This is a genomic window from Streptomyces fagopyri (assembly GCF_009498275.1).
Taxonomy (GTDB): domain Bacteria; phylum Actinomycetota; class Actinomycetes; order Streptomycetales; family Streptomycetaceae; genus Streptomyces; species Streptomyces fagopyri.
The window spans coordinates 1,483,874-1,503,651 of the sequence record NZ_CP045643.1 but is presented as its reverse complement, the minus strand read 5'-3'; the positions used below and the strand labels follow the sequence as shown (position 1 = coordinate 1,503,651).

The following is a 19,778-nucleotide window of genomic DNA, read 5'->3' as shown; positions in this document are numbered from 1 at the left end:
TCAGCAGGATGGGATGCTCGGTGCCTGGTTATGGGGGTAGTTGCGGGCAGGTCCGCTGTCATGGGGTGACCAGGTGGCTGTTGTGGCGGCCTGGTCATGTGAACGGACAAGCTCGCCATCGCCTACCAGGACGCACTCCACCGCGCCGCCATCCTCATCTGGGCACACCGATGACCACGGAACAAGAACCTAGACCCGTTCCAGCGGGCGGTGAGGGGGTGGCGGGGGCTCGACCTGGATGGAATCGTCGGGGCGGACGGTCCCTCCACGGCGGACCACAGCCATGACGCCGCACTTGAACGTGAACTCGCCGGACAAGGGGTCCATGGCGAAGACCTCGCCGAGCAGCCCCTTGCGGAAGTCGTTGATCTTCGAGCATGGGTTGCGCAGTCCGGTCACCTCAAGTACCGCCTGCTCCCCGAGATGGAGCAGGGCGCCGGTAGGCAGGCCCAACAGGTCCATCCCGCGCGTGGTGATGTTTTCGCCGAGCTGACCCGCAGAGACCCTATAGCCCTTGAGTGCGAGTTCGTCGAAGAGTTCCTCGTGCATCAGGTGGACCTGGCGCAGGTTGGGCAGGTTCGGCTCGTAGGTCATGCGGAACTGGTGGCGGATCGTCTCACCCGCGTGAACGTCTCCTTCCACTCCGAGCCCCGTGAGCAGCCTGATGGAATCGCGATTGGGCTTGCTGAACGAGTACCCCTCGTTACGGCTCACTGCGGTCACCCGACCAGGCATCACGCCCTCCACCTGTCGTCGTTCTGCGGCCGGTCGATCATAGAGGCGGTGCAAGCAGCCTTGTGAGGGAAGCATGCAGTGAGCGGACCTCATCGGGCGGACGGGTCATGTCCGGCTCCTGATCGGCACCGTCCCGTTGACGAACACCAAAGAGACAGCTCCGAGCGGCCTGGGGCGAGTCGAGGGCCCGAAGCCAGAGTGCAGCCCGGGCCCTCGCCCCCGTCCACGGGCTGTAGGGGACCCGTGTGCGGTGCCGGTTCAACGACAGCCGTTGCGGGCAGACACGCCGCGCATCCTCGAAGTCCGGCCGGCAGTGGCCACCGGTATGAGGGGCTTCCTGGTGGCTGGCGCCGGACCCATGTCATCGGACTGCCGTTTCTGCAGGTGCCAGGAGCGTGTGATGCGTCCTGTTTCGCTGATCAGCCCGGAACTGTTCGGCAGCGGTCCGTTCCTGCGGCTGCGTGAGGCTGGGGGTCGCGGTGCACCCGTTCGCGGTCTTCCGGGCAATTGTCAAAAGCTGTGGATGGTCATGACCTGTTCGGCTCCTGGCGCGCCTTGATCTGGGTGATGAAGGCGGCTGTTGCGCCCGGGTTCCGGAGCACGTGCAGGGTCGCGTCACCAGCCTGATCTGTGACCGCTTTCAGGAGTAGCGGCCGACTCCGATGCCGCCATGTCCACAACCACAGCCAGAAGTCGAGCCGCTCCCGGGAGCGGCGCACGGCTCGCCAGGCACAAGGCCAGAAGGAGTAGTCGAGCAGGATGACGGTGTCTGCTCGGCGGAGGCGGACGTCGAGGACGTCGTAGGGGCCGAGATCGCCGTCCATGATCCACTGGTCCGCTTGTGCGAGCTCGCGTTGGAGGTTGGCCCACTTCTCGGGTGGAGTCGCTTCAAGGCCTGGTCCCCAGAAGTGCTTGTCGAGTTCGATGACGGGAAGACCGGTGGCGTTGCCGAGGGTGGCTGCCAGGGTTGACTTCCCTGAGCCGCCACGGCCGAGGATGACGACACGCTCCATGGTCGCCATGCTGTCAGACCGGTTGCGCCGGATCACGCACGAGCGCGTACCGGGGGCATGTCCGGAACCAGGGCGCCGCGCGTGCGGGGCGTCGGCCGGCGCCGCTGGTGCGCAGTGTCGCTGCGCAACGTGCCGGGACTGCGCAGTGTCCTGGCACCACGGCCGGCTCCGAGTGGGCGATGTCGGTGCCTACTTCTACGATCAGGTCGGGTTCGACGAGGGTGACGTTGAGGGTTTCGCGTCTACCCCAGCCGGAGGTGAACGACCAGCCCGTCCAAGGGTGTTCGCGCTGTGCTGCGGTGAGGTGTTCGGAGACTGCGGCGCCGGCGGTGCGGGGGAGGGTGGTGGTGCGGACGATGTACTGGAGTTGTCCGTGGTCGTCGTATCTGCCGAGCGGGAGGCTGCGGGGAGTGGCTGGGGGACCGGTGACGGCGCCGACGACGGCTTCGGTGGACTCGCGGACCATGTACTTCAACCAGCCTGTCTCCGCGGGCCGGTAGGGGGCATCGAGTCTTTTGAAGACGACGCCTTCGAAGCCCGCTGAGGTCCAGGTCAGCCATTCGCGCACGGTGTCGGGGTTGGTGGTCGACGGGGGCAGCGTCCACGATGCGGCCAGTCGGCGGGCGGCGAACATCGACTCGAGTGCGGCCCGGCGGCGCCGGTAGGGCCAGCCGGTGGTGTCTGTCCCGGGCAGGCGGAGCAGGTCGAACGCGATGAAGTATGCCGGCCACTCATCGGTGGCGCGGGCGGCTGTGGCACCGCGGCGCTGGAGCCGGTTCTGCAGATGAAGCGGTGTGCAAGAAGCTCGGAATCGGCCTGCGCGGCAAGCAGGCGGCGGTATGCCTGACGCGCGGTGAAACGCAGAGGTTCTCTTGCTACTGCGCTCTCAGCGCGTCACTGCCACCAATCCCACGATCACCAACCCGACTCCCAGGAATCCGAACTGCAGCCTCATGCGTTCAAGGCTCGTCCAGGGCGTCCCCCATCGCGTCCTGTAACGTGACGAAAAGGTCACGTCTGCCCAGTCCCACACCCAAATGTCCACGCTGCGACAGCCGCAGGCCACCACGATGAAAGCGCAGCCCGCGATCAGAGCGAGCACCCCCTGGAGAATCAAACCGTTCCCACCTCACCAGTATCATCACTGCCGCGGCATTGTCGCAGGTGGCGCCAGTTGACGCGCTCCGGGCAACCCACCAGGATGCGCGTCATGGTGCAGATCAGCGCGCAAGCCACCCACGGCGGCCAGGTGTTCCTACTGACCTGGGGGGTGGGCGCACTGGTCATGGGGTCGGCATTCGCCTCGAAGAAGGGGTCCGACTGGTTTCGCGAAGTGATCGTGTCCAGACTTCAGGGAAATCCCGTACAGCAGGCCCGTGCGCAGAACTTCGGTCGTCTGCGAGTGGTAGCCACTGTGCTTGCCGTTGCAGGCCTGATCGGAATCATGGCAGCCGGCGCCTCACTGACACGAGGCTAGAACGCAATCGTGCCCCGGCTGCGCTTGTCAAGAGTGCCCGGATTTCCGACACCAGCGACTGACACCAACGAGCGCGAACGGCGACGGACAACGCCGAACTTCCGCGCCCAGCCAACCGAAGCCATGCCCGGCCCGACCCGTGTCGACGACTGCTCTCCATCGACCTGATAAGGATGAGGCCGGATCTCAAACTCTGTGTCAGCGCGGGGCCGTAGCGATGGCCGCGGCCCCGCGCCTCAGCACGTGAAGGGCACACCGGGCCCTGGTCGAGTACTCACCCAAGTTCCTTCGGGACGAGGAGGCGTACCCGCGACGCTCGCTCTGAGACGCTGGGCAGATGCTGACTGAAGATGAAGCACGAGGACTCGTTTTGAAGGAGCTCGCACAGCCCGCGAGAGAGATGAACCTGGATCATGCGATCTCCAGGGTTGAAACGGTCTCTTTCGGCTGGGTCTTCTACTGGTGCGCGCGACAGGACATCGGCCGTCCCGCTGGCCGGCGTCCAACACTCGGCGGCAACGGCCCGTTCTTGGTGGATCGGGAGAACGGGCGGCTCATCCGAACCGCGACCAGCAAGCCCGTGGCCCAACAGATCACCGACTATGAGCGTCGGCTGAGGCATGAGGCTCACGCCCGGAACGCAGCAGCGAAGCACGCTGTACAGCAGTGAAGTTACAGCAACCCCAACGACCTCCGTCCCACACCGCCCCTCTGCAGCCTTGATGCCTGCCTGGACCTGTCCAAGCACGGACTGACCCTGTCGGAGGGCCACGCCCGGGACGGGCAGAAACTCTGGGGCCTGACGACGCTCGGCATCACGGCCGCAGCCGAAGCGCTCGGACGCCCGGCCGCGGAGATGGGCGGCAACGCGCGCGGCGCGGCCCGCTCGGGTGCCCCGCACGCGATGGCGGTCAACGAGACCGTCATCGCCCTCACCGGCACCCAGGCCGTCTCCACCCGGCCCATCGCACGCACCACTCCAGCCCCCGCTCCCGGAGCACCCGCAGAGAGCACGGCAGCCGCCGCGGCGTCGGCGGGCGCGGGGCGGGAGCTTCCTCAGGTTCCGGCGGGGTTCGGGTCGGTGGCGTCCTGGACGACGGAGGTCGTGCACCCCCTGCCCGGAGTGAGCCGCACCCGGCCTCGGTGCGTACGGACGCGGTCCTGCGGGCCCCGGAGACCGGCCTGCCGGTGCTCCTGGTGGAGGTCGACCGGTGCACGGAGGCCGCCCGACGTCCTGGCGGCGAAGTTCGCCCGCTACCGCGAGTTCTTCCGCGTGCAGGTGAAGGACCACACCCTCCCCGCGGGCCACCACCAGGTGCAGGGCGTCCCGCTGTGGCAGACCCACTATTCGCCGACCGGCCGGCCGGGATATCCGCCGATTCTCGTGGTGTTCGACCCCGGCACCCGACTGGGGGAGCAGGCGCTGAAGAACCGCATGAACCGCGTCCTGGACCTCACCCGGGACCACCGGACAGGCACGTACAAAGGGTTTGCCACCTACGGCAGCGAACAGCCGGACGGCTACGACGAGTACGACGACGCCCTCCCGATCCTGTTCACCACTCTCGAGCGCATCCAGCGGTCGGGCCCGCTCGCTGAGGTGTGGTGGCGCTGCGGCCACCGCCGCTGGGAAACCCTCACCGACGCCCTGGACAACCCCAGGGACCACAGAGCCTGGCGCCGCCGTGACGAGGAACGCCGCATAGCCCTGGAAGCCCGGATAGCGAAGGAGAGAGCGGAACGGACGGCCGCCGCCGACTGGTCCGCGCCCGCGCAGGAACCCGTACCCCCGCCGCCTCCCGCCTGCGACACCTGCGGCGAACCGCTCAGCGGAATGGGGCGGAACGATCAGTCCGCGCCGCCGCCGGACGGACGCACCTGCGAGGCCTGCCGCGCCATCCGTGCTGCGGGGCAGCCCACCGGACTGTTCAAAGCCCTCTTCGGCCGCCCCGACAAGTAGCCCCGGAGCGACAAAGCTTGGTAAGCCGAGCCCCGGGGCGGTCGGATCCGGGGCCCGGCTCGCGCGCCGTCCGGCGGGAGGTGGTCCGGCGCTGGCGTGTACAACCCGGCGATCGGACTTCGAGTCACGGCCCGGCCAGGCCGTCATCCGGTCGCCGTGTTCACCACGGCACGACCCGTCGGACGGCTCCTCGCGGTCGGACGGCCTCTCAGCTGCCCTTGTTGGTGGGTTTCTTTGTTTCCAGCGGGAGCTTGATGGCGTCCCGCACCAGGTCGAGGAAGCGTGGGTCGCTGACAATGGTCTGGAGTTCCCTGCCGGATACCGGGGAATCGACCTCGGCTTCCGGGTCCGACTCGACACGGAATGTGACGTGATGGTGTCGGTAGGAGAACTCGATCTGGGTGTGTATGAGCGGGACCACCGGATGGTCGGTCAGGCGGACCACCATTGCCTTAATGCCATTGGACAGCGTGACGTGCTCGCAGCCGCCTCGCGTGTTGTTGATGTACTTCAGGCAGGGACCCGGGCCGGGACCGCTTCGTGAGTAGTACGTGCTGAATACGAGTGGGAAGACTTTGCCGTCTGCCGTCTCGCCCCGATAGCTCCCCGCACTGGCGTAGGACGGCCGGACCAGGCCGACGCTGTCCGGCAAGAGCTCGTCAAGGACCCTTGCCGCCTTCTGCTGGAAATCCGCGCGCTGCGTCCGCTCGCGCGCCGTGAGTCCCTCCAACTGCAGGTCTTCCAGGGGCGGAATGCCGTGGAACGGTGAGCGGTAGCCCTCCGGCCGGACCGGGCCTGACGACTCGTGCGGCACAGGTGTCCCGCTCGCCGCGGGACGGGCCGAACGGGCATCGTGCCCACCGGCGAGTGCCAACGACGCGGCCACCACCGCCCCGGCCACGCAGACACTCCCGGCCGCAATGGCGAGACGGGCCCGCGCTCTGCGCCGCCGGCCCTGCGTCACGGCGGCGGGCACCAGGTCGTGCACCGCGGGCAGCTGTGCCACCGTGCTCTCCATGGCGTCCCGGACCAGCAGGACGCTGTGACGATCTTCTTCGCTGATGTTGTCCTTCATGGCGGTTCCTCAACTCCCCGTGGCGTAGGTGTGGGCTTCGCCCAGCTGTGCGCGCAGCCGGGCCAGCGAACGAGAGCACTGACTCTTGACCGTGGACTCGCTGCACTTCAACAGCTCGGCGACGGACTCGACACTCAGGTCCTCCCAGTACCGCAGCACGACCATGGCCCGTGCGCGGGGAGGCAGTTCGGCCAGCGCCGATATCAGCGTCACGCGCAGGTCGGAGTGGTCCGAGGCGGACCGGGGGTCGGGACGTGAGTGTGCCAGCAGGTCTCTCAGCCGGCGCCGCCGCTCGGCCAGGTAGGTACGGGTCAGCACGGTCCTGGCGTAGGCCTCGACATGGTCGGCGGCGCTCGCCCGCTGCCAGTGCTGGAACAGCTTGGCCAGGGTCGTCTGCGTCAGGTCCCGTGCCGTGTCCGGGTCCCCGCACAGCAGGTACGCGGTCCGGTACAACCGTCTCTGACTCGCCTGCGCGAAGACCTCGAAGCTCTCGGGATCCTGGGATTCCCGCGGTGCTTCGGAGCCTCGGCCGTTGTCCGGCATCTGCTCTCCTTCTTGGGCCCTGTCAACGGGCTGTGTCCTGTCACCCCTCTGTAGAGCGGCGCCGCAGGCTAAAGGTTGAAAGCGAATTTCTGCCCGGCCTCCGCGCGTCGCCGTCCCTCCGCACCCCGGCCACGTCGCTGCCGGCCGTGGCACGGATGCCGTCCGGAGCGTGACCGAAGGCAGGTGGTCAGCGGGATTTTGTGGGCGATGTCCCTGACACCTCCCATGCCCCCAGGGCCCGGCTCGCGCGCCGTCCATAAGAACCCTGCTCGGGTGGGAGAGGGCCCACGCTTGCGCATGCCGCGATGACGGTGGCGGCGGAGAGCCTTACGCGCGTGCTCTGGTGGCGAAGTTCGGCACCGTCCTGGTGATCGTGGACCAGGTCGCCAACATCGGCGCGCTGCCCTGACCGTAGCCCGCGCGGCGGGCTGCCGGGTGGCCTACCTGCCCGGGCTGTCGATGCGGCGGGCCGCCGACCTGCACCCGGGCGAGGCCAAGACCGACGCCCGCGACGCGTTCGTGATCGCCGAGACCGCCCGGACCATGCCGCACACCCTGCGCGCGGTGGACCGCGACGACGAGGTACTGGCCGAGCTGACGATGCTCACCGGCTACGACAACGACCTGGCCGGCGAGGTCAACCGTGCCGCCAACCGGCTGCGCGGCCTGCTCTCCCAGATCCACCCTTCCCTTGAGCGGGTGCTCGGCCCGCGTCCGGCCTACCTTTACATCCAGGCCCTCCTGCGACGGCACGGCTCCCCGGCGAGGCTGAGGAAACTGGGCCGTGCCCGCTGCGAGGCCCTGCTCAGGGCACACGGCTCGCGCAAGGCCCAGCACCTCACCACCGAGATCTTCGACGCGCTCGCCGAGCAGATCCTCGTCGTTCCCGGCACCGAAGAATCCGCGCTGATCGTGCCCGGCCTGGCCGCCCAGCTCGCCGCCGCCCACACCCGACGCCGGGCCGCTGAGCAGGAGATCGCCGCCCTGCTGGAGGCCCTCCCTCTTTTCCGCCTCCTGACGTCTCTGCCCGGCATGGGCGTCAGGACCTGCGGTTTCAGGATGAAAGTCCTCAGTGCGGTACGTCCTTCTGCTTCGGTAGCTTCCGCAGCAGTAACCGGTAATGGTGGTCGTTGTGGTCGAAGGGCATGGGGGAACCCTGGCACAGGGCCGTCCTGGCGGCGCCGGAAGCATGCGCCTGTGACCGCGTACTACCAATGTGCGCGCCGGGCGGTCTCGTGCGGTGACCATGTCACCGTAATGGGAAGGTGTCCTGATGTTTTCCCCACATTCGTACATCCGTTGGGCAGGACCGCTCACAGTGGGCCTGATCGCTCTGGGAGTCGGACCGCCGGGCGCGACGGGCGTCGCGGCGGCCGCGCCCACTGCGCCTGTAGGCGACGACTTCAATGGCGACGGCTACCAGGACGTTGCCGTCGCCGCGAGCCACGCCACCGTCGACGGGAAGAGCGGGGCCGGCTATGTGACGGTGATGTACGGCGGTCCGCACGGCCTGTCCGCGAGCGGACGGACCGTCATCAGCCGTGCCACCAAGGGCATCCCGGGCAGCCCGGCCAAGAACGAGAACTTCGGAACGCCGTCGGCCAAGGGTGACGACAGTGAACGCGTTGGGGCGGGTATCGCGAGGCCGCATCCCGCCCTAACGACGTCACGCGAAAAATCAGGAAGTCGGGCACGATATGAACGAGATGGACCTTCTTGTCGGCGAGCTGAAGGCGGCACACGCCGATGGGAAGGACGCGATAGAACTCGCTTTGCTCGCGAGGGAGAAGCTAGGTGAAGGGTTCCGCGCGGTCCCCTTCATTGCCTCTTTCCGGCTTGCTTTTGGCATCCCACTTCCCGTGTTGACGCGGGCACAGGCATGGGAGAGGTTCGGCTTGGGGAGCGTCCACATCTCTGACGAGGAGTTCACAAGTCTCCTCTCACCATGGCTCACCCATACGTGAGGAATCCACTGACGTCGTGCCGCATGGGCGGGCAAACCGCCCATGCGGCACGACGGGCCTGTTCCAGCTGCGGCGGCGCGTAGAGCGGGTAGACGGTCGCCGAGGCGACGTTGACGGGAGTCAACAGGCCGATCTTGTCGCAAAGACACAGTGTCTCTGGCGACAGCCGAGATGCCTTTGCGTACGCCCCGGTGACCATCCACGACTCGTGGACAGGAAAGTCCAACGAATCCCTCTCCAAGCCCTTCTGCACGGCGGCCCGTGAGGCCGGCACCGAACTCGTCCAGGCCGGCGGCCAGCCCTACAAGGACTACAAGACCCGCCTGTCGATCGCGTTGCGGCTGCTGTGGCCCAAACGGCCCGAGTCACGCTCCCCGTTCTGGCGCCCGGACTGGCGCATGAGCACGGTCGCCGAAGCCTCCGTGCGCAACTGGCTCACCGCGTTCAAGGCCGTCCAGGAAGGCCAGACCCTCATCTCCCTGGGCAACGTCGACGCCACGATCTTCTGGCCCCCCCGACGAGACCCCGCCCGCCACCTACCGGGTCGGGACCGGCTTCGGCGAGGTGAAGGCCAACTTCATCAAGCCCAGCGCGTTCATCCCGGAAGGTGACGACTGATGGCCGGCCCCACCGGACGCGGCACCTCCCTGGATGCTGGCCTGAACGACCTCCTGCGCGCCCAGGTCACCCCCCGCCACCGCCTCGCCTTCTACAGCGCCAAGCACTGGCACGCCCAGCTCAGCCAGCTCACCGGCACCCGCCGCGGCTACGAAGCCCTCGACGCCGCCGGCCTCGACGTCCGGCCGGACACCCTCATCAAGTGGCTGTCGGATTCCGAGTACAACGTCCGCCGCGGCTACCGCGACCTCATCCACACCGCCTACGAGAACGTCGCCATCGCCCCCGCCGACCCCCTCCCCGACACCGTCAAGGACGGCCAGTTCGATATCAGCGGCTTCGTCAAGACCGGCGCCGACGAACGCGAACGCGGCACCCGCCGCGCCGCCCCCCTGCGCATCGACGCGAGCCGAGGGGACTGGAGCGACATCGAGGCGCTGTGGTTGGCGGGCGACCTGCGGGACGACGACTTCGAGGACCGGTTCATCGACGACGTCATCGTCGCCGACATCGGAGAAGGCACCGACGGCTGGGAATTCTCCGGCAGCTCCTACACCGTCGAGCTGTGGTGAGCAGTCAGGAGGTCGGGAATCTGGCGGCGTGGACGGACTGGGTGCCGCTGCTCAGCGCTGATCCACCACTGTCTCCGGGTGTGTACCTCGCCAGGCAGGGCGCGAACGGCCCCCTGGTGTACGTGGGAGTCGGCGCGGGAGAACGCAAGGCCGGAGGGCTGCGCGGGCGCTTGCGGCGCTACACCAGCGGTAAGGCACTGGCCTCCGGGCTCGGCGAGGCGGTGTTCGACCGGGCGTTGGCCGACCCGCAGTGGTTGCGCGAGCGTGTCGCGGAGGTGGAGTGCGGTCGGGCGACGCGAGCGACGGGGTGGGGCAAGGCAGCGCTGCTCTGGGCGGACCTCCACGTGTGCTGGTCGGTGACGAACAGCCGCGAGGATGCCGTTGCGCTGGAGAAGAGGGTGTTGGCGATTGAGGGTGTCGACTGGTGGAACCGAGCACGCTGATCGGCGTTCGCACGAGGGCGGAGGGCGAACCTTGCTTGCTGCGCGAAGCCGCGCGGTCTCAGGCCGACATCGCTGGATCAGTGGTTCCGGCAATCCTGGACCAGGTGAGGAGGACAGCGTGTCGCGCAGTTCGGAAGGCGCCGTCGTCCCAGCCGACGTGCGGGTAGAACCTGTCGAGCATGGACAGACAGGCCATCGGTGCTCCCGCCGTACGCAGAGCAGCCTGCTGAACGGTCGGGGAGAGTGACCCGAAGGAGACCCCCGGCGTTCCCGGAGCTGCAGGTGGATCCGCTTTGGTGAAGGACTGCACCAGGCCGTGCTGTTGTCCGTGCGCCGTGGAAGAGAGCACTCGCCAATACAGAGCCCCGAGGTGCGGGACGGTTTCGGAAATACACGGGTCGGCCAACATGCTGGTCGACTTGAGTCCCTTGCCGATGGCAGGCGGGCGGCGCCTGTTCTGGCGCCCCCGTGCCTCGAGCTTGTGCGCCGCACGCGACGTATCCACCGGCCGAGTGGGACGCCTGCTGCGAGCAGCGTTGACGGGCACCCGGAAACGCTAGCCGGCGCAGGGCGCCCGAGGTGCGCTCCCATGACTGCACACGGCCACCGCATGCGCCCGGCGGTACCTGTCCTGTCAGCCGGCCGAAGGACAGGCCGTCCGATGACTGCGCGCAGGTGCTGAGGCGGCGAGTCCATGGAGCGAGGGTGGCGGTGAGGCGGTTTCCCGGCAGACTGACGGCCGCGGCCACTACCGTTCCAGGGATGACCACCGTTGCTCCCAGCATCGACAAGATCCCAGCCGATCCTTCGCTGATCACTCTCGTCTACCAGCACGAACACCCCGTCCAGCCTTTTGAGTTCGAGGACACGCTGGAAGTGTGGTCGGTGACGGCGCGGATCGACGCGGACGTTCTCGCGGAGGAACTGGCCGCGTCCACGGACATGGACCAGGAAGCGCTGGACGCGGTGGAGGACGTCGCGGTGGGCCGGATGTCGTTCGTCCGGGTGCGGATGTTCGGTCCCGACCATCCCTTCGAGGCGATGGACTCCTACACCGGGGATGTGGCGGGGATCGGCGAGGTGGTCCTGGACGTGGCCGCCGGTGAGTGGAGCGAAGCCTTCGAAGCGGCGATCGAGCACCCGGTCGGTGACCTGCTCATCATGGACCGCGTCGTCCTGGAGCCGGCGTGGCGCGGGTTCGGGCTGGGCCCGGTCCTTGCGGGTTCGGCGATCTGCCGGCTTTCCGAGGGCTGTGTGGCAGTGGCCTGCGAGCCAGGCTCCGCGGACGGCCGGGAACTGGCAGGTTGGCCAGGCGCCCTGATCCCGTCCTTCTGATGCCTGATCTACCGCTCAAGCGGGGCGGCCGTCACTTCCGTGACCGCGACGGCTGGCGCTGGGACGACTTCGGCAGCCGCCGCTTCCGTGACGGCCGGCACCTGGGCGACCTCGGCGGCCGCCACCACCGTGACCACAACGGAGCGCACCACGGCGGCCACGGCGGAGCGCCCCGAACCGGCGGCCACCAGGGCCACCAGGGCCAGGGCGGCCACCAAGGCCAGGCCGGTCAGGGCCAGGCCGGTCAGGGTGGCGGTCAGCACCAGGGCGGCCAGGGGCAGAGTGGTCAGGGCGGCCACCACTGATCCCGAGTTCCGGGTGACCGTGGAACCGGTCACCCGCTCTGTTTCGCGGCGCGCAGCGGCTTGTCCGGCTTCTGCGCGCCGCTGCGCGTGATCGGCGTCCGCATGGTCCTCGCCAGTTCGACGCTCCGTCAGCCCATAGCGGCCTGGAGTGCGCGGAGGGCCCGAAGCCAGAGATCAACCCGGGCCCTCACCCCCGTCCACGGGCTGTAGGGGACCCGTGTGCGGTGCCCGTTCAACGACAGCCGCTTCAGTCAGACACGCCGCGCCGCCTCGAAGGCCGGCCGCCAGGGGCCACCGGTATGAGGAGCTTCCTCGTGGCTGACGCCGGACCTGTGTCATCAGGCTGCCGTTTCTCCAGGTGCCAGGAGCGCGTGACGAGTCCTGTTTCACTGATCAGCCCGGAACCGTTCGGCAGCGATCCGTCCCTGCGGCTGCGTGAGGCCGGGAGCCGCTGAGCACCCGTTCGCGCTCTTCCCGCCCGGGGTCTTGAACGGGAGGCTGGTGGGGTGTCGAGGAAGTCCAGGCGGCGGTGTGCGCAGTGCCGGGAGGCGCTGCCCGCGGGTGCTAGCGCTAGCCGGAGGTACTGCGATTCCGCGTGCCGCAGCCGTCATTGGCGGCGGGTGCGGCGGCCCGACGAGATCTACCGACGTGCTGTCGAGCAGAACTGTGGTGTCGTCAGGGGCGAGTTCCTACGGGGACAGGGCCGCTGCCCGGTGTGTAAGGTGCCGGTCCCGCTGCGCAAGCGGACGGATTCGGTGTACTGCTCGCCGAAGTGCCGCACCAGAGCGTGGCGCAGGCGCCGGGACACAACCGAAGGCGCGTGACGCATCCGCAGGGCCGTCGCAGTACGCGTCACCGCGTGACGGCTGGCCATCACGCTGAAGGGCCCCTGGAGCGTCCGGTGCACCCAGCGGCCTGGCTTTCGGAAACAGGCGCGACGCGTCGTGGGCTGGCGCGCCCGGTTGTGCAGCGGCACTGTGCCGGGACTGCGCAGTGTCCCGCTGCCGCGACGTGCGCAGAACGCGCCGAACGAGGAGGAGAGCACCCTCCGTTTGTGGTAACGGCACCGGTGTAGCCACACCCGATGCGCCGATGCCCAGGGGCCGGAGCCGTTCTTCGAGCTGCGGTTCGCCGAGCTGCTGTCCTGGTCGACCTTCGGCCACCGGCCCCGGCTCGCTCTCACAGGCGCAGCTCTGCCCACAACCGGACGAAGGCAGCCGTGCCGATCAACCGCAGTCTAGGCAAGCCAACGGGCGCTGTGCCGGTGGCGCCCAGGCTCGATCTCGATGTCCGGCACCAGTCCCGTTCGGAACAGACTCAGCTGACGTCGCGTCATTTGACGAGCGCGCCGCTCCTCAATGTAGGCGAGAGCGGCCACCGCCCGTCCTCGTGTATCGCTGCGGGCGAAGGAGTACACGGCAACAGACCGCCGTACCTCTTGTGGCAACGGGCGTCGCCCCTCCAGCGTGGCTGAGCGCAAGCGCTCGGAGCTGTAGCGGAGCTCGCGCTCCAGGACGGCCCTCCAGGGGCTCCCGGGACGCCAGGCTGTCTGCCCGGAGCGGGCAGCGTTGCGGCGAATGTGGTGGGCGCTTCTGGCCATGTCCCCACTCCTACCGCAGGGCGCCACCGCGACGCCATCGGTTTTGGGTGCGGATCCTCTGGAGTAAAGGCCAGCGGCCGTCGTTGAAGTGGGCAGCGGCGAGGAGGCCGCGCGTGCTTCTGCCGCTCAGCAAGAGCTCGCTTGCGATGAGCACTGAGCTTGCCATGCAGCAGATGGCCCAAGTCTTTGACGATCTTGCCGCCGGCTGCACGTCCGGCGTCGAGGTCGAACCGCGCCGTAGCGGCGCCGAGATGACCCTGCACCTCGGGATCCCCGCGCCCGGACGGCGGCTGGCGACGGCCCCGCGCGGGGGTGCGGCCGGTGGTCGTGGGCAGCCAGGTGACAGGGGTGGCGGGAATGGGTCTTGGGGCAGCAGACGGCGCCGGGTCCGAGGGGAGACGTCGAAGTCCTATCAGGCGCCGTAGAGTTCGGGCTTGGGGCTTCGTGACATCAGGGCTGCGGCTGCGTCCTTCACTGTTGTCATGCCGTCGATCACCGCGGTGACGACTTCGGTGATCGGCATCTCGACCCCGTGTTCCCGGGCCAGGTGCCGGATCGCCCGGCAGGACTTCACGCCCTCTGCGGTCTGGTTCGTCGCCCGCGCGGCCTGGCCGAGGGTCATGCCCTGCCCGAGGCGCTCGCCGAAGGTCCGGTTGCGGGACAGGGGCGATGAGGTCGCCGGCGCCGGCGAGGCCGGAGGAGGTCAGTGGGTCGGCGCCGAGCGCGGCGCCGAGCCGGGCGGTCTCTGCGAGGCCGCGGGTGATGAGCAGGGCGCGGGCGTTGTCGCCCAGGCCGAGGCCGGTCGCGAGTCCGACGGCGAGGGCGATGACGTTTTTGGTGGCGCCGCCGAGCTCGCAGCCCGTCATATCCGCCGTCGTGTACGGGCGGAAGTAGGGGGTGTGGCAGGCGGTTTGCAGCGCGGCGGCCGCGGTCTCGTCGGGGCAGGCGATGACGGATGCGGCCGGCTGCCCGCCGGCGACTTCCCCCGCGAGGTTGGGCCCGGACAGGACGGCGATCCGCTCGAACGGGATGCCCGTCACCTCATGGATCACCTCCGACATACGCAGCCCGGTGTCCGTCTCGATGCCCTTCATCAGGCTGACGACGAGCGTGTCCGGCCCGATGTATCGAGCCCAGTGGGTGAGGTTGTCCCGCAGTGTCTGCGCCGGGACAGACAGCACCAGGTACTGCGCGCCGGAGAGGGCGAACGTCGTGTCTTTTGTCGCCCGCACACGGGACGGCAGGAGGACACCGGGGAAGTAGCGGGGGTTTTGATGCCGGGTGTTGATGGCGTCGACGACTTCGTCCCGACGGGCGTGGGCCATGACGTTGTTCCCGGCGTCGGCGAAGACCTTCGCCATGGCCGTTCCCCACGATCCCGCGGAGAACACCGCGACCCGAGCCATCCGGCACACTCCTGACTTGTTGCAAGGTTCCGCCAGAACCCTACTGGTGACTGCCCGGCACTTCTCGAAACGCCGTCCGGCCTCCGTGACCCACGGGCTTCGTCGCAGGCCTCAGCGGTGGCGCCAGTGGCGGTGGACCTGGGGCGCTCGTCGTGAACGAGTCGATTGGCCCCACCTGAGCGAGGATCGCGTTGGGTGTCGGCAGCCGGTTCAACCGCCCGCGATCTTAATCGGGTCGCTGTCGTTCTGGGCTCGCTGGTACATATGTGCGATGGCAGGCGACCACTCAGGTGAGTTCCAGGCAGGGCAGTCGGGACTCATCGTGAGGGTCCCCGAGGCAGAACCTGCTGTTCGAGCGTGGCGTGACCGACTGGACCCTTCAGCCCGTGCGGGTGTTCCGGCGCATGTCACCGTCCTCTTTCCGTTTCTCGACGAGAGCCGCATCGACGACGGTGCTCGTGCTGCCATCGGAGAAGTGATCGGGCGTCACCGGCCCTTCGAGGCCCGGTTCGAGCACTGCGGGCGATTCCCGGGAATCTTGTATCTCGTTCCCGAACCGGACCTACCGCTCCGTCGGCTCACCGAGGCGATCGCGCAACGGTGGCCGGAGGCCCCGCCGTTCGGTGGGCAGTTCGACGAGGTCGTCCCGCATCTGACCATCGCCCAAGGGCAAGACGATGCCGTGCTGGAGGAAGCCGAGTCCGACGTTCGCGGCCGACTTCCCGTCACTGCCCGCGTGTCGTCGGTCGATCTGATGGTCCACGACGGAACGAGCTGGCAGCAGCGGGCGTCGTTCGCGCTCCGGTGATTCCTCTGCTGGCCGTCGGTCGGCAGAGGTGTGGCCGTCGCGGTGCCGGAGCCGGACGGGACCACTCCACGGCCGGTCGGTCCGGCACCCCCTATGTCATGGAGGACGTCGCCTTCCGCCGTTACTGACCTTTGCGGCGTGATGTCGTTGGGGGCTGACGAGGTGTGATCGTCGCGGTATGCCGGTTGTGTGAGATATCCGCAGGGTGGTGGGCTGACGCCTGAACGGCAGGCGTTTCGCGAGCGGATCCGGCTGGAGGCCGCGGAGCGATTCGCTGCGGGTGCGTCCAACGTCCAGGTCGCCAACGACTTACGGGTGAGTGTGCGCTCGGTGCAGCGCTGGCGCCGGTCCTGGCACGACACCGGCTCCGAGGGGCTGCGGTCTGCCGGTCCCGTGTCACGGCCCAAGCTGAGTGAGGCCCTGTTCGCCGTGCTCGAGCAGGAGCTGGCGAAGGGACCGGTCGCACATGGCCGGCCGGACCAGACGTGGACGCTGTCGCGGATCAGAACGCTGATCGGGCGCCGGTTCCACAAGAGCATGACACTGTCGGCGATCGCGCGGATGCCGCACCGGCATGGCTTCAGCCACCAGGTGCCGGTCCGTCGAGCGATCGAGCGTGACGAGGAGGCCGTGGCGGGCTGGGTGAAGGAGACCTGGCCGCAGGTGGAAGGTCCGTGGCGGCGCTCGATGCCTGGCTGTGCTTCGAAGACGAGGCCGGCTTCTCGATGACGCCGCCCACCGCACGGACCTGGGCCCGGCGCGGACACACGCCCGTCATCCGGGTGCGAGGGCGCTCTCAACGCCGCTTCTCCCTCGCCGCTCTGGCCTGCTACAAGCAGGGTGAACGCTCGCGGCTGATCTACCGGCCCAAACGACACGTCGATCACAAGCGGGGCGGCAGACGCAGTTTCACCTGGACCGACTACCGCGACCTGCTCATCGCCGCACACCGGCGGCTCGACGCACCCATTGTGCTCGTGTGGGACAACCTCAACGTCCACAAAGACCGCCGACTACGGGAGTTCATCGACACCCACGACTGGATCACCTGCTACTTCCTCCCGGCCTACGCACCAGACCTCAACCCCGTCGAGGGCATCTGGTCACTCCTGCGCCGCAGTAGCCAGGTCAACACCGCCTTCACCGATCCAGACGACCTCATCAGCACGCTCCGCCACGGTCTCCGCCAGATCCAATACCGCAGCAACCTCATCGACGGATGCCTCGCCGAAACCTGCCTCACCACGACGACAACGTCAGTAACACCTCACTGAGCGACGGACCTGCCGCCTCGTCACACCCCTTGATGCGGTCCGGGGCTGCCGCCGGTTTCGCGCTCAAGCGTGACCGCTACGTCTTGGAGCATCGCGCTGATAGACGCCCACAGCGGCTCGCGGAGTCCCCACTGTTCGTGGTCCCAGACGAATACCGCGCCATACGACGTGCCGGGTCGCAGGTCGATGATGAGCCCGTCTCCGCCGGGGCTCTGCGCGAACGGCAGGTACTGCGGTTGAAACCGGGGTTCGGCCTCACCGTTCTCGTCGACCGCTGGCTGTCCCTCTTCGTCGGCGACCTGCAGCCAGATCTTCCACGTCTCGACGGCCTCGTCCAGATCCACCGGAGCGAACTCGTCACCGCCCCCGGGGATCCAGAAGTCGGCGCTCACATCGGCGAGGGACCACCAATCGTGCAGGTCCGCAGGCATCGACACCTCCAACAGGGCCTCGACCACGCCTCGCCGGCTCGCGTTCGCACTTGCCCGCCGGACGAGAGACTGGCCGGCGGGCAAGTTCAGACGGGTTTTGACGCGCTCCCACAGCGTCCGCACGTCAAGATCGTTGTTTGTCATGTCCGGCAGTCTCCCAGGCCATGCCCACACGCTCTGACTCACGGATATAGATAGGCGCTGCGAACCCGCGTGTCACGCCTGTGCGTATGACCGGTTCGGCAGCAGGTTCAGAGCCAGACAGCTCCCAGAATCCGCGAACTCGCTGGTTTCGGCCTACGACTGGGAGACCGCCCCCGAAGGCTTGGCCACGCGCCGCCAGTTACGTGTGCTCGGGCTGCGGCCCGCGGGCCAGGAACCGGTCGTGCTGCGCTGCCGTCCGTGCGCGATCTGGCCCGGCCGCATCTGCACCCGGCCGACATACCTGTACCGGATCGACCAAGCACTGCCGGTCCGGCCGATGACCCTCGCGCAGGAGCGGGCCCTGGACCGGGCGATGGAGGCACGCCAGCGGTGCGGGAAGTGCGGCCGCCGCTACCACCACTGCATCCAGGCTGCCGTATTGCATTGAATGCAACACACGTCGCGCTGGGCCAAGTCGCTGAGCTGCAGTTGGTGCCCAGGCTAGCGCCGAGTCGGTGGCTGATTGGGATGCGCTGACCAGGCACCCGTTACCGACTCAACGATGATGCGTTAGATGCATCGTGAGTGCTGTCGTTGATATGCCAGGAGCCGCGCACCTGGTCCTCGCCGACGGAGTCGTGCACCTGGACCCCGAACCCGCCGTCCTGGAAGCGATGCTCGAGGGCTGGGCACTGCAACAGCGGACGCGCTTCTTGAACTGGGAGTCGACGATCCGCCCCCGGATCGCGCTGGTCCGTCGGCTGACCCGCTTCACCAACGAATACCCGTGGCAATGGGACCCCGCCGAGGTAGAGGCCTTCTTCGACCACCTCCGTACCCGGCGCCCTGGAAGGCCGCTGGCGGTGTCGACCGCACGGAACTACCAGAACGACCTACGGCTGTTCTTCGACTACATCACCGACACCCGCTACGGCTGGCCGTCCATGTGCAACGAGCGATTCGGGCGGGCACCGGTCCAGCTTCTGCACGAGTGGAACACGATCACCCACACCAGCGAGTACGAAGGAGCCGCCGAACGCCGTCCGCTCGCCTACGACGAAGTCCAGACCCTTTTCGACGCCGCCGACGGCCGTGTCGGAGAGATCCGCGCACGACGACGCAAGGGCTCGCTCGCGGCCCTTCGCGACGCCATCGTCTTGAAGACGGTCTACGCCTTCGGCCTGCGGCGCCAGGAAGCTTGCGGCCTGGATCTGTGCGACCTGCGCCGGAATCCCAGGGTCGCCGACTACGGCCGTTTCGGTGCGATCTTTGTCCGTTACGGCAAGGCCTCCAAGGGTGGACCTCCCAAGCGCCGCAGCGTTCTGACCGTCCCGGAAATGGACTGGATCGTCGGCGTTCTCGACCAGTACGTCAGCGAGGTCCGCCCCGCCTTCATGCCTGGCAAGCACCCGGCGTTCTGGATCACCGAGCGGCGCGACCGGATGTCCCTGCGACGATTGAACGAGGCCTTCGAGACGGCGCGCCAGGCCGCCGACCTGCCCCCGGAGCTGGACCTGCACTCGCTGCGGCACAGCTACGTGACCCATCTGATCGAGTTCGGTTATCCAGAGAAGTTCGTCCAGGACCAGGTCGGCCACGCCTACGCCAGCACCACGGCCATCTACAGCCACGTCTCGGATGAGTACCGAAACCGGCTGCTGCGACGCTCACTGCAAGCCCGGCACGGCGATCTATGGGGGCAGGAAACGTGATCAGGAAGATGGGCATCGACTGGCAGCTACGGATCCGGATGGCGGAGAAGGGCATGTTCCAGACCACGGAACTGGTGCCGCTGCTGGCCGAACGCGGCGTGCATCTGTCACGTGAGCAGGTCTTTCGTCTCGTGACCCAGACACCGCAACGACTGTCCATGGACACGCTCGCCGCGCTGTGCGACATCCTCGCGTGTGAGCCCAACGACCTGATCCGGGTGGAGGTCACCAACGCTGAGGTGCGCAAGACCGCCGGCGAGCAGCCTGTGTCCCGGCCGCAGGCGCGTCGCACGACGATCCGGCGCCCTGGCGCGCAATGACCGCTCCCCTCCGCCTCGGCGAGGCACATCGACAGGTCGTCGC

General features: G+C 68.1%; 21 protein-coding genes and 2 pseudogenes. 15 read left to right on the top strand and 8 right to left on the bottom strand.

Going from position 1 to position 19,778, the window contains the following annotated elements; genetic code table 11:
• Positions 1-189: 189 nt before the first annotated feature.
• The 3 genes from GFH48_RS06460 to GFH48_RS06450 all read right to left on the bottom strand — a co-directional run bounded on the left by GFH48_RS06460 (position 190) and on the right by GFH48_RS06450 (position 2,532).
• Positions 190-735 carry an MOSC domain-containing protein gene (locus tag GFH48_RS06460; RefSeq protein ID WP_153287329.1) on the bottom strand — a complete coding sequence of 182 codons (546 nt, stop codon included), beginning with the start codon at positions 733-735 and terminating at the stop codon, positions 190-192.
• Positions 736-1,262: 527 nt separating this feature from the next.
• A complete protein-coding gene (locus GFH48_RS06455; RefSeq protein WP_153287328.1) occupies positions 1,263-1,748 on the bottom strand; it encodes a P-loop NTPase family protein in 486 nt (161 codons plus the stop codon).
• 13 nt (positions 1,749-1,761) lie between these two features.
• The gene (locus GFH48_RS06450; protein WP_228121281.1) at positions 1,762-2,532 is read right to left on the bottom strand and encodes an ATP-dependent DNA ligase; all 771 of its coding nucleotides are present in this window, start codon (positions 2,530-2,532) and stop codon (positions 1,762-1,764) included.
• A 426-nt stretch (positions 2,533-2,958) separates the two neighbouring features.
• On the opposite strand from GFH48_RS06450, the gene GFH48_RS06445 reads away from it, so the two are divergent.
• The 3 genes from GFH48_RS06445 (at position 2,959) to GFH48_RS06435 (ending at position 5,185) form a co-directional block, all read left to right on the top strand.
• Positions 2,959-3,225 carry a hypothetical protein gene (locus GFH48_RS06445; protein WP_153287326.1) on the top strand — a complete coding sequence of 89 codons (267 nt, stop codon included), beginning with the start codon at positions 2,959-2,961 and terminating at the stop codon, positions 3,223-3,225.
• A 337-nt stretch (positions 3,226-3,562) separates the two neighbouring features.
• Positions 3,563-3,895, top strand: a complete 333-nt coding sequence (locus GFH48_RS06440; protein ID WP_153287325.1) for a hypothetical protein — start codon at positions 3,563-3,565, stop codon at positions 3,893-3,895.
• Between the two features lie 186 nt (positions 3,896-4,081).
• Positions 4,082-5,185 (top strand): hypothetical protein, encoded by a 1,104-nt coding sequence (locus tag GFH48_RS06435; protein ID WP_153287324.1) that lies wholly within the window; start codon positions 4,082-4,084, stop codon positions 5,183-5,185.
• Between the two features lie 208 nt (positions 5,186-5,393).
• Here GFH48_RS06435 and GFH48_RS06430 read toward each other — a convergent pair whose 3' ends face one another.
• Positions 5,394-6,260, bottom strand: coding sequence for a hypothetical protein (locus tag GFH48_RS06430; RefSeq protein ID WP_153287323.1), 867 nt, complete (start codon positions 6,258-6,260; stop codon positions 5,394-5,396).
• A 9-nt stretch (positions 6,261-6,269) separates the two neighbouring features.
• Positions 6,270-6,803: a SigE family RNA polymerase sigma factor gene (locus tag GFH48_RS06425; RefSeq protein ID WP_153287322.1), complete on the bottom strand. Its 534-nt coding sequence runs from the start codon at positions 6,801-6,803 to the stop codon at positions 6,270-6,272.
• 322 nt (positions 6,804-7,125) lie between these two features.
• Between GFH48_RS06425 and GFH48_RS06420 the strand changes: the two are divergent.
• The 7 genes and pseudogenes from GFH48_RS06420 to GFH48_RS06395 form a co-directional block, all read left to right on the top strand.
• Positions 7,126-7,850: pseudogene (locus tag GFH48_RS06420) on the top strand (IS110 family transposase); the annotation flags it as partial.
• Positions 7,851-8,076: 226 nt separating this feature from the next.
• The gene (locus GFH48_RS06415; protein WP_153287321.1) at positions 8,077-8,601 is read left to right on the top strand and encodes an FG-GAP repeat protein; all 525 of its coding nucleotides are present in this window, start codon (positions 8,077-8,079) and stop codon (positions 8,599-8,601) included.
• Entirely contained in the window at positions 8,501-8,767 is a 267-nt protein-coding gene (locus GFH48_RS38470; RefSeq protein ID WP_194280923.1) for a hypothetical protein, read from the top strand. Before GFH48_RS06415 ends, GFH48_RS38470 begins: the two co-directional genes overlap by 101 nt.
• A 191-nt stretch (positions 8,768-8,958) precedes the next feature.
• Positions 8,959-9,378, top strand: a complete 420-nt coding sequence (locus GFH48_RS06410; RefSeq protein WP_228120413.1) for a hypothetical protein — start codon at positions 8,959-8,961, stop codon at positions 9,376-9,378.
• Between the two features lie 6 nt (positions 9,379-9,384).
• The gene (locus GFH48_RS06405) at positions 9,385-9,957 is read left to right on the top strand and encodes a hypothetical protein (protein ID WP_153287320.1); all 573 of its coding nucleotides are present in this window, start codon (positions 9,385-9,387) and stop codon (positions 9,955-9,957) included.
• Positions 9,951-10,400 (top strand): GIY-YIG nuclease family protein, encoded by a 450-nt coding sequence (locus GFH48_RS06400; RefSeq protein ID WP_228120411.1) that lies wholly within the window; start codon positions 9,951-9,953, stop codon positions 10,398-10,400. Before GFH48_RS06405 ends, GFH48_RS06400 begins: the two co-directional genes overlap by 7 nt.
• A 762-nt stretch (positions 10,401-11,162) precedes the next feature.
• Positions 11,163-11,735, top strand: coding sequence for a hypothetical protein (locus tag GFH48_RS06395; RefSeq protein WP_153287319.1), 573 nt, complete (start codon positions 11,163-11,165; stop codon positions 11,733-11,735).
• Positions 11,736-11,743: 8 nt separating this feature from the next.
• On the opposite strand, the gene GFH48_RS06390 is transcribed toward GFH48_RS06395, so the two are convergent.
• Both GFH48_RS06390 and GFH48_RS06380 read right to left on the bottom strand, forming a co-directional pair.
• Positions 11,744-12,073, bottom strand: coding sequence for a hypothetical protein (locus tag GFH48_RS06390; protein ID WP_153287318.1), 330 nt, complete (start codon positions 12,071-12,073; stop codon positions 11,744-11,746).
• A gap of 1,979 nt (positions 12,074-14,052) precedes the next feature.
• Positions 14,053-15,046: pseudogene (locus GFH48_RS06380) on the bottom strand (NAD(P)H-dependent glycerol-3-phosphate dehydrogenase).
• A 271-nt stretch (positions 15,047-15,317) separates the two neighbouring features.
• Between GFH48_RS06380 and GFH48_RS06375 the strand changes: the two are divergent.
• Positions 15,318-15,854, top strand: coding sequence for a 2'-5' RNA ligase family protein (locus tag GFH48_RS06375; protein ID WP_153287316.1), 537 nt, complete (start codon positions 15,318-15,320; stop codon positions 15,852-15,854).
• A gap of 189 nt (positions 15,855-16,043) precedes the next feature.
• Positions 16,044-17,128 (top strand): IS630 family transposase gene (locus tag GFH48_RS40280; RefSeq protein WP_456114882.1). Its coding sequence is split into 2 segments (ribosomal slippage): positions 16,044-16,569 and positions 16,569-17,128, totalling 1,086 coding nucleotides; the frame shifts between segments, so codons are not numbered across the junction.
• Between the two features lie 20 nt (positions 17,129-17,148).
• Here GFH48_RS40280 and GFH48_RS06360 read toward each other — a convergent pair.
• The gene (locus GFH48_RS06360) at positions 17,149-17,703 is read right to left on the bottom strand and encodes an SMI1/KNR4 family protein (protein WP_153287313.1); all 555 of its coding nucleotides are present in this window, start codon (positions 17,701-17,703) and stop codon (positions 17,149-17,151) included.
• Positions 17,704-17,845: 142 nt separating this feature from the next.
• On the opposite strand from GFH48_RS06360, the gene GFH48_RS06355 reads away from it, so the two are divergent.
• The 3 genes from GFH48_RS06355 to GFH48_RS06345 all read left to right on the top strand — a co-directional run bounded on the left by GFH48_RS06355 (position 17,846) and on the right by GFH48_RS06345 (position 19,735).
• Complete coding sequence (locus tag GFH48_RS06355) at positions 17,846-18,151, top strand: RRQRL motif-containing zinc-binding protein (RefSeq protein ID WP_194280829.1); 306 nt, start codon at positions 17,846-17,848, stop codon at positions 18,149-18,151.
• 151 nt (positions 18,152-18,302) lie between these two features.
• Positions 18,303-19,415, top strand: coding sequence for a tyrosine-type recombinase/integrase (locus tag GFH48_RS06350; protein ID WP_228120405.1), 1,113 nt, complete (start codon positions 18,303-18,305; stop codon positions 19,413-19,415).
• A complete protein-coding gene (locus tag GFH48_RS06345; RefSeq protein ID WP_153287311.1) occupies positions 19,412-19,735 on the top strand; it encodes a helix-turn-helix domain-containing protein in 324 nt (107 codons plus the stop codon). Before GFH48_RS06350 ends, GFH48_RS06345 begins: the two co-directional genes overlap by 4 nt.
• Positions 19,736-19,778: the final 43 nt, after the last annotated feature.